Raw genomic sequence first — 10392 nt, 5'->3', positions numbered from 1 at the left:
GCTCCTGCTGGTGCTCAACCGCAGGCCGGGACGGGGCATCACCATATTCCTGATGATGCTGTCGCTGCTTGTCTCCCTGCGCTATATCGTATGGCGGCTGACCACCACGCTGGAATTCCACGGTTTGATACAGGGTGCCCTGTCCATCCTGCTCCTGCTGGCCGAGACCTATGCCCTGGCCACGCTGTGCCTGAGTTACTTCCAGATGTCGTGGCCGCTGGAGCGCAGGGAGCATGCCCTGCCAGAAGATCCTGCCGAGTGGCCGAGCGTGGATGTCTACGTGCCATCCTATAATGAAGAACTGTCTCTCGTGCGCTCGACGGTTCTGGGCGCGCTGGAACTTGACTGGCCGGAAGACAAGCTGAATGTCTATATTCTTGATGATGGCAGGCGGGTTGCTTTCCGTGACTTTGCGATAGAGTCAGGCGCGGGTTACATCATCCGCTCGGAAAACAACCATGCAAAGGCTGGCAACCTCAATCATGCCCTTAAGGTAACGGACGGGAAATTCGCGGTCATTTTTGATTGCGACCATGTACCCACCCGTGGCTTCCTTAAAAGAACCATCGGCTGGATGATTGCCGACCCCAACCTCGCCCTTCTGCAGACCCCGCATCATTTCTATGCGCCTGACCCGTTCCAGCGCAATCTGGCCGCAGGCATGCATGTGCCGCCTGAAGGCAACATGTTCTATGGTCTGGTGCAGGATGGTAATGATTTCTGGGATGCAACGTTCTTCTGTGGTTCATGCGCCATCATCCGCCGCTCCGCCGTTATGGGGATCGGCGGCTTCGCGACCGAAACCGTCACCGAAGATGCCCATACCGCACTCAAGATGCAGCGCAAGGGCTGGGGCACCGGCTACCTGCGCGAACCGCTGGCAGGCGGGCTGGCGACCGAGCGCCTGATCCTGCATATCGGCCAGCGCGTGCGCTGGGCGCGCGGCATGCTCCAGATCATGCGGCTCGACAACCCCATGCTCGGGCGCGGCCTGCGGTGGGAGCAGCGGCTTTGCTATCTTTCCGCCATGTCGCACTTCCTGTTCGCCATCCCGCGCGTAACCTTTCTGGTCTCGCCGCTGGCCTATCTCTTCCTGGGTGAAAACATCATCGCGGCCTCGCCGCTGGCCATCAGCGCCTATGCGCTGCCCCATATCTTTCATTCCATCATGACCCTTTCACGTGTTGAAGGGCGGTGGCGTTATTCCTTCTGGAGCGAGATTTACGAAACCTCGCTCGCGCTGTTCCTGGTGCGGATCACTATCGTAACCCTGCTCCAGCCCCACAAGGGCAAGTTCAACGTGACCGACAAGGGCGGCCTGCTCGAACGCGGCTATTTCGATTTCAGCGCGGTCTATCCCAATATCATTCTGGCGCTTATCCTGTTTGCAGCCCTCATGCGTGGTGTGTTTGGCATCATCTGGCAATATCACGACCGCCTCGCACTCCAGTCCTTCGTGCTCAATACCCTGTGGGTGATCATCAGCCTCATTATCGTGCTGGCTGCCATCGCCGTGGGGCGCGAAACGCGCCAGACCCGCGCCGCGCCGCGCATTACCGTGCGCCTGCCCGTAACCATTACCGATGAGCAGGGCAGGGCGTTTCATGCCCATACGCATGACATCTCGCTCGGCGGCCTGTCAGTTGACCTGGACTGGCCGCACAATGTCGAAGCGCCACAGACCGTCATGGTCAGCTACGACAACGAGCGTGACGGCATTCACACCCATGTGCCGGCCGAAATCATGGCCATGCAACCGGGCAATCTGCGCCTGCAATGGGCGCGCCAGGACCTGAACGATGAACGCCAGATAGTCGATATGGTGTTCGGGCGCAGCGATGCCTGGGCCAACTGGGCCGATTTCCCCCCCGACCGCCCGCTCCGCAGCATCGTCATGGTGTTCAGAAGCATTGGCGACCTCTTTAAATGGCGCAAGCCTGAAAAACCCCGCCCCATTGCGCAGGCAGAGGACATCACCGTGCCCATGGTGGAAGAAAAACTGGAGAAACAGAGCCTCGTGCTGAAACCTGCCCAACGCGGCGCCCGCAGTGGGGCTGCCCTATCCGCCACTTTCCTCCTGGCCTTTACGGCCCTGGCCCCCGCGGCACTGGCCCAGGGGCTTGCGCCCGTGCCCGCCACCACCACGGTGGACCAGACCGGAATCAGCACCCAGACCCCGTTTGGTGACAGCAATACGGGCATCGTGCCCGATGCCGCTCCTGCGGTCGACCCGCTGGCCGCAGCCCGGATCAGCGATACGGAGGTGACGCGCACCCTGTCATTCCGCGACCTTGGCGCCACGACCGGCCCGCTGACATTGCGCGGCTACTCTCCGCTACAGGGGCTTGATGTGGTCGTGCCCGCCAACCGGGTGGTCACGCACGCGCAACTTACCCTTTCTGGCGCGCTCTCGCCCTCGCTTCTGCCAGAGGCGAGCGCTGTCACGGTCACGCTGAACGAGCAGTATATCGGCACGATCAAGGTCAACCCCGACCACCCCGAGTTCGGCCCCATCACGTTCGATGTCGATCCGCTGTATTTTACCGGCGATAACAAGCTCAATTTCCGTTTTGCCGGTGAATACAGGCGTGATTGCAATGATCTCTTCAACGAGATCCTGTGGGCGCGCATTTCCGACAGCTCGCGCATTACCCTGACCACGGTGCGGATCGCGCCCGAACGCAAGCTCTCGCGCCTGCCCGCGCCCTTTTTCGACCCCAACCTGCGCGCGGCACTCCGGGTTCCGTTCGTCATGCCATCTCCCGAAAACCGGGATGACCTGAAGGCCGCGGGCGTGATCGCCTCATGGTTTGGCAAGATCGCCGATTTCCGCGCGCTGTCCTTTCCAGTTTCCACAACCGTGCCCGCATCGGGTAACGCGGTTGAAGTGGGCCGGAACATTCCCCTTGATGCCAATGGCACGCTGCCCACCGGCCCGACCCTTGCCGAGGTCGCCAACCCCAATGACCCGTGGGGCATTGTGCTGATCGTGACCGGGCGCACCGCGCAGGAAGTCGAGGCGGCTGCGCGGAATCTGGCTTTCTCACACGATACGCTTGGCGGCGTTGCATCGAAAGTGGTGGAGGACGTGACCCTCGACCCCCGCCAGGCTTATGATGCGCCTGCCTTCGTGCCAACCGACCGCCCTGTGCGTTTTGGTGAACTCGTCGGTGCTGCCGACCTGCAGGGCGGGGGCTATACGCCTGCGGGCATGACGCTGCCCTTCCACCTGCCGCCTGACCTTTATACCTGGCGGGGGCGGCCTTACCTCATGAACATGTGGGTGCGCGCGCCCGGAGGCCCGGTGGTGGACCTCGAGACATCACGCGTCGATGTCAGCCTGAACAACAATTACCTGCAAAGCTATTCGCTCTCGCCGCCCGGCGTGTGGCAGAAATGGTCGGAAAGGCTGGTCAACCAGCATGCAGGGGCCACGGGTCACATGACCGCCCTGCCACCGTGGCTGCTGTTTGGCCAGAACCAGTTGCAGTTCAATTTTGACGCCCGCCCCATCGACCGGGGCGCATGCCGCCGCACGCCGGGTGATATCCGCATGAGCGTGGATTCAGATTCCACCCTCGATTTCCGCCGGGGCTACCATTACGCCGAACTGCCCAACCTGTCCTATTTCGCCGAGGCCGCCTTTCCGTTCTCCCGCATGGCCGATCTGTCCGAGACGACGATCATCCTGCCGCAAAGCCCCGATGCGGGCACCGCTGGCTCGTTCCTTGACCTCATGGGCTTCTTTGGCGCGACAACGTGGTACCCCGCCGCAGGCGTGCATGTCATGACGGCGGACCAGATGAAAAATACCACCCCGCAGGGTGATATCATCCTGCTTTCCACCGCCGACCGGCTGAATTCAGCCTCCGACCTGCTGTCACGCTCGCCTTACGTGATCAAGGACGGGCACGTGCGGGTTGGCCAGCACATGGGGCTGGAAGGGATCTGGTACCTGTTTCAGGACCACGATCATGCCGGCCTGCTCAACGGCGTGAGTGCTCACCTCAATGCGCCGATTGCCGAGGCAGGCGTGATGATCGGCGCACAGTCACCCTATGACAGCCAGCGCTCGGTCATCGCCTTTGTGGGCGATACGCCGCAGCGCATCCATGACCTGGTGCTCAGCCTGCGCAACACCAGGGATCTATCCTCCATCCAGGGGGATCTGGTGCTCAAGAACGCCGAACAGTTTACCAGTTACCGCACCGCGCCGACCTACAAAGTGGGCTCATTACCCCTGTGGCTGCAACTCGACCGGTATCTGAGTTATCATCCTTTCATTCTTTATCTGACCGGTCTATCAGGGGCGGGACTGACCGCTTTCGGGGCGTGGAGTTGGCTGCGCGCCAAGTCTCGCAGGCGCGTGCTGGATGATGACAGGACCGGTGAGGCATAAGGTAAACGTCCCTGCATGCTGACCGTGCCCCACATGGTGCGGCCTGCATGGGCGGCAATGTCTGTCGCATCGCCCCGGTCCATAAATAAATTCTTATACGGAGAAGTAATTCATGAGTGCTCTTCTTGCTGGCCTCACGCTGCTGATCATCGGCGATAGCCACGTCACGTTCAAGGACTCCCTCCTGTCCGTGCTGCCGGATGAATTCAGCCGCCAGGGCGCGAAAGTGGTCACCTACGGTGTGTGTTCCTCCACCGCGGCTGACTGGGTCGTGCCCAACCCCAACAATGGCTGCGGCGCCGCCGAGCGCATTGGCGATGCCCCGATTGGCGCGCCCAACATGAAGCCCGCATCGCCCCCGCCCATCAGCGACCTCGTGGCCAAGTGGCATCCCAACGTGGTAATGGTGATTCTTGGCGATACTATGGCAGCCTATGGCCAGGCCTCGGTCTCGAAAGACTGGGTGGACGAGCAGGTCAAGACCCTGACCTATGCCATTGGCAAGACCGCGTGCATCTGGGTCGGGCCGACCTGGGGCCAGTTCAGCCCGCGCTATGGCAAGACCGACCAGCGTGCGACCGAAATGGCCACCTTCCTCAAGGGTGAAGTCGCACCCTGCACCTATGTCGATGGCACGGCACTGCTCAAGCAGGGCAGCGTGAACACCATTGATGGCATTCATGCAACACCTGAAAGCTACAAGGTATGGGGCAACGCGATTGTGCAGGCGACGCTGCCTGAACTTGAAAAGTTAAAAGACGCCCCGCCTGCCACCGGCCAGTAAGGTCGCCCCTTACGGAAGCATGAGCGACACCGCACGGCGTGCTTCCGTATCTGCCCATGACGGGCACAAGACGTGGAAATCTGTTGATGCTGCACCTGAATGAACCTGCCGCTACGCCGAGCAGGTGGCGTGAAATACTTGAGAAAGACTTTTTTCCCCTCAACCGTCGACGCGATATCGATGGGCTGCGTGGCCTTGCCATTGCCCTTGTGGTCCTGTTCCATGCAGGCTGGCTGCAGGGCGGCTTTATCGGCGTCGATATTTTTGTGGTGATCTCGGGCTATTTCATGGGGCGCTCGGCGCTCATGCAGCATCCGTTCCAGCCCCTGCGGTTTGTCTGCCGCAGGCTCTACCGCCTGCTGCCCGCGCTGGTCTGCATGATTGCCCTGGTCTCGGCGGGCATGCTGTGGTGGGTCCTGCAAAGCGACCGGGCCGATATTGCCATCAACGGGGCCTATGCGCTGGTGTACCTGTCCAACATATGGGCTTCGGGGCATGTCGGGTATTTCCAGGGGCAGAGCATTGCCTACCCGTTCCTGCACACATGGTCGCTCTCGCTGGAAATGCAGTTCTATACCATCATCTTCCTGATGGCGCTGCTGCTGCCGCTGACAAGGCACCGCAAGCTGGTGCTCTCGGGCATTTTCACCGCCTCGATGGCATTTTGCGCATGGAGCTACGTCAAGGGCGATACGCAGGCTTATTACAACATATTCGATCGGCTGTGGCAGTTTTCACTTGGCACCATGATCTGGATATTGCCCCGGCCACGCCTTTCCCCGGTTGTTGCAAATATTGTCTATGCCGTGGCGCTGGCGGTGATTGTGGGGGCAGGGCTGTTCTATACCCTTCAGTTTGCCTGCCCGTCCTACATGACCATTTTCCCCTGCGTTGCCGTGGCCACCATCATCATGCTGCCCGAAACGCAGGTGGGCAGGTTGTGCCTTGTGCCCATTTCACCGCTCGGGGTCATTTCGTATTCGGTCTATCTGTGGCACTGGCCGGGCATCGTGGTGGCGAATTACCTCTTCTTCTTCCAGGTGCATGGGTGGATGATGGCGGCCGTGCTGGGCATCGTCCTTGTCATCAGCGTGCTGAGCTACGTGTTCGTGGAGCGGACCGGGCTTGATTATGAGGACCGGGTTGCGGTTTCCGCGCGCAACCGTGGCGCCGCCCTGCTTGTCGGCGCGTGCGTGACGCTGGCGGCGATCCTGTTCTATATCTCTTATGTGTCCCGTGTTCATTAGACACGACATAAAAGGACGATACCATGCCGCCAGCACGCTGCCTGCGGGGCGCGGATGGCGTCGTGCGCCCGCAGCCTGGGTCATGGTGCCCCAGCCCATGCGCCCGGCATGGAGCACGCTGAAACTCCTTTGCGGCATGATGGCAGGAGTCATCCTGTCGGGCGAGATGGCGCGGGCGGCGGACCCCGCCCAGGCCACGCCAAACACTCCAATCACAACCGGCGGCACAGCCATCACGGTCACGCCCACGCAGGACCAGGATGCGGAACGCGCGCACATGGCGCATGCGGCAGCCGTGCTGGAACTGCTGCTCAACCAGGGTTATTACTGGCTGGGCCAGCATAACCTGAATAAAGCGCATGAAACGATAGAACGCTCGATTTCGCTCGAGCCCAATAACCCTGAAGCGCTTTACCTGCAGGGGCGCCTGCTCATGGCGCAGGGCAACCCGGCCCAGGCTTCGGCCACGCTGGCCCGGCTGGAGCGCAACGGCGCGGCGCCGGGGCTGGTTGCCGACCTCAAGGCGCAGATACAGGCTGGCCCCGTAGACCCCAAGGGCTTGGCCGAGGCCCGCGCCCTTGCAGCGGCAGGCAAGATGATGCCTGCCATGTTCAAGTACAAGGCGCTTTTCAAGAACGGCGACCCGCCACCCGATCTGGCACTGGAATATTACCGCGTGCTGGGGGCAACCATTCTGGGCCGCCAGGAAGCCCAGACCAAGCTGACCGCCTGGGTGCAGCGCAACCTGCGCGATCTCGATGCCCGGCTGCTGCTGGACCGGATCCTGACCTACCGTGTCACGTCGCGCCCCGAAGGGATGGACGGCCTGCGCGAACTCGCCCGCTCCAACGCTCCGGCACCAATCCGGCAAGGGGCGGTTGCAGCATGGCGCGAGGCGCTGTTGTGGGAGCCGATCACAGGCCCCACCATTCCGCTCTATAATGAATGGCTCGGTCTGCACCCCGATGATGCGGAAGTGAGCGAACTGCTGCACAAGGCACAGGAAACACAGAACGCCATCGATGCCGCCACCGCCCACCAGGAGGGCTACGCGCTGCTGGCCCGCCATAACCTGGAAGGCGCATCGCAACGCTTTCACCACGCCCTTGCGCTCAATGCCCATGATGCCGATGCGCTGGGCGGGCTGGGGCTGGTGGCGCAGGCCCGGCAGCAGCCCGCGCAGGCCATGCAGTATTTCCTACAGGCGATACAGGCTGACCCGGACTCGGCCCCCCACTGGCGGGCGGCCATCAAGGCACTGCAATCTGGCCCCGGGGGCGTGGACCCGCTGGTGGTGCGGATATTACAGGCCATCAATGATGGCCACTATGATACGGCGCGCACGGACCTCGCGGCGCTGGGCCGCCGCCCTGGCAGCAGGCTGACTTTCCTGTCACTGGAAGGCATGCTCGAGCGTAAGCAGGGGCATGATGTGGAGGCCGAGCGCATCTATCGTGAAATTCTGGCCCAGGCGCCAGGCAATGCCGATGCGCTGTTCAATCTGGGCGGCATCCTGATCCAGACCGGGCGCGGGGCGGAAGCACAGGATATCATTGCCCGCCTCAAACCCCTGCGCCCGGCGCTGGCAACCTACCTGCAGGCCGCCGATCTTTCCGCCCGCGCCGACAGCACGCGTGACCCCGATGAACGCGTAGCCCTGCTGCGCGAGGCCGCGGCCCTTGAGCCCACGGACCCGTGGATCCGCCTCAAGCTAGCCCATGCGCTTGATGATGCAGGCGGCCATTTTCAGGCGCAGAGCCTGATGGATGACCTGACAAATGCCAGATCCGTCACGCCCGATGACCTGCAGGCCGGGATCATCTACGCCATGGGCCAGCATGACCTCGCCACCGCCGAGCGCCTGATGGCGCGTCTGCCTGCAGGCGGGCAGAGCGCTGGCATGGCCAGCATTGCCAGCCAGATCGAGCTTGCCCGCCGCATACAGGCGCTCAACCGCGCGCCGCGCGCGGATAATGCCGCCCTCGTGGCGCTGGCCGACCAGCCCGACCCCACGGGTGACCGGGGCGTGCAGATTGCTGGCGCCCTGCTGGACCGCCATGCCACGCGGGAGGCCCAGCAGGTGCTGGCCGGCGAAGAGCGCCTGACCCAGCCACCAAAGGCTGCGCAGATGCTGGCCTATGCCGGGCTGTACCTGCGCCTGCATGCCACGTTCGACACCACGCGCTGCCTCAGCACCTTTGATGCGATGGCACGTGACTACCCCGGATCGGTCACACCGGAACAATTACACATAAGAAACGACATTGCCATCGGCCTCGCCATCATGACCGCCGATGAATTTGACCGTTATGGCCAGACCACGAAGGCCTATCAGGTACTGGCTCCCGTGCTGCGCGCCCACCCGGAATCAGCCGAGGCCCATCTGGCCATGGGCCGGATATACCAGACACGCAACATGCCCGCCCGCGCGCTGGAGGAAGACCAGATTGCGCTTCGCCTCAAGCCGCACAATATCTACGGCCTTGCCGCCGCCGCGCGTGATGCGGGCGGTACGAACCAGGTAGCGCTCGCACGCGGCTATGCCGAGCGGCTGGCGCATGAAGACCCCGATGGCCCTATGAGCTGGGAAGTGCGCTCCGATGTCGATCGCGTGGCGGGCAATACGCGCGCGCAGCTAGCCGATGTGGAACACGCCCGCCGCGCCCAGCGCACGCTTGATGGCGAAAGCACGTATGCAGGCCATGAAAGCTTCCTGCCGGATTATCGCTGGCCGTTCATTGACAGCAATTACATCGACCTGCAGGGCGCGACACTGCCTGCAACCTATCATTACATCCCCGAGGATGACGGCGCCGAGGCGATGGACCGGCAGATCGTCTACCTGCGTGATTCCATCTCGCCACAACTCGACGCCAACAGCTTCGTGCGTAGCCGCACCGGCGTTGCAGGGCTGGGGCAACTGACGGAATTCGCCATTCCCATCACCGGCACGCTGCCGTTTGAATCATGGGAGCACCGGCTGTCCTTCTCGATCACGCCCACGCTGCTGTTTACCGGCGATGCGCTGAACAATTCTTACTCAGCCCACCAGTTCGGCACCTATTCCATCAATGGCGCCCTGCCGGGGGCGTATCATCATTACTATACGCAGGGCGTGGGGCTGAGCCTGAACTACGTCAATCACTGGTTCTCGGCCGATGTGGGGTCTTCGCCGCTGGGCTTCCCCATTACCAACGTGGTGGGGGGTGTGGAATTCGCGCCGCGCCTGACCCGTAACCTTGGCCTGCGCATAAGCGGGGGCCGCCGCATGGTCACGGATAGCGAGCTGTCCTACGCGGGCATGCACGATCCTGGCACGAACCGGGTGTGGGGCGGGGTGACACGCATGTTTGGCCATGGGGCGCTGGAATGGTCCGCGCCAGGGTGGAACATCTATGCCGGTGGCGGCTTTGCCTATCTGGATGGCACGCATGTGCAGAGCAATACCGAGGTGGAAGCAGGTGCTGGCGGCACCGCCACGGTATGGCAGACCCACAACCGGCAGTGGTTGCGCGTGGGGCTGGACCTCATGTATTTTGGTTACAAGCGTGACAGTTACTTCTTTACATGGGGGCAGGGCGGTTACTTCTCGCCACAGCAGTATTACGGCGCGATGGTGCCGGTTGAATGGTCGGGGCATAACAGGCGATGGACGTGGTTCCTGCGCGGTGAGGCAGGGTTCCAGCATTATCACAGCAATGGAGCGCCCTATTACCCCACAAGTGCAAGCCTGCAGCAGCTTGCGGCCTCGAACCCGCCTGATGAATATTCAGGCAGCGGGGCAAGCGGTCTTGCGGGCAACGTACGCGGGCGCATTGTCTATCAGTTTACCCATCGGTTGCGGGTGGGCATGGAAGGCGGCTACAGCCGGGCAGGCAACTGGTCTGAAACCAGTGGCATGTGGATGGCGCATTACGCATTTGACGGTCAGTAATACAATCAATCGGGGGCAGGTTCATGCC

General features: G+C 62.2%; 4 protein-coding genes. All 4 read left to right on the top strand.

The window, feature by feature from the left end; translation table 11 throughout:
• A partial coding sequence (bcsA, locus tag GXY01S_RS09895) for a UDP-forming cellulose synthase catalytic subunit (RefSeq protein ID WP_061274625.1) occupies positions 1-4399 on the top strand: 4399 nt, incomplete at its 5' end.
• A 112-nt stretch (positions 4400-4511) separates the two neighbouring features.
• Positions 4512-5183: an SGNH/GDSL hydrolase family protein gene (locus GXY01S_RS09890; RefSeq protein WP_061274623.1), complete on the top strand. Its 672-nt coding sequence runs from the start codon at positions 4512-4514 to the stop codon at positions 5181-5183.
• 86 nt (positions 5184-5269) lie between these two features.
• Positions 5270-6430 (top strand): acyltransferase family protein, encoded by a 1161-nt coding sequence (locus tag GXY01S_RS09885; protein ID WP_061274621.1) that lies wholly within the window; start codon positions 5270-5272, stop codon positions 6428-6430.
• Complete coding sequence (locus GXY01S_RS09880) at positions 6420-10364, top strand: cellulose biosynthesis protein BcsC (RefSeq protein WP_061274635.1); 3945 nt, start codon at positions 6420-6422, stop codon at positions 10362-10364. The genes GXY01S_RS09885 and GXY01S_RS09880 overlap by 11 nt, the downstream gene beginning before the upstream one ends.
• Positions 10365-10392 lie beyond the last annotated feature (28 nt).

Source organism: Komagataeibacter xylinus NBRC 15237 (assembly GCF_001571345.1).
Taxonomy (GTDB): domain Bacteria; phylum Pseudomonadota; class Alphaproteobacteria; order Acetobacterales; family Acetobacteraceae; genus Komagataeibacter; species Komagataeibacter xylinus.
The sequence above is the reverse complement of the archived record's forward strand: the minus strand, read 5'-3'. Positions and strand labels throughout refer to the sequence as shown.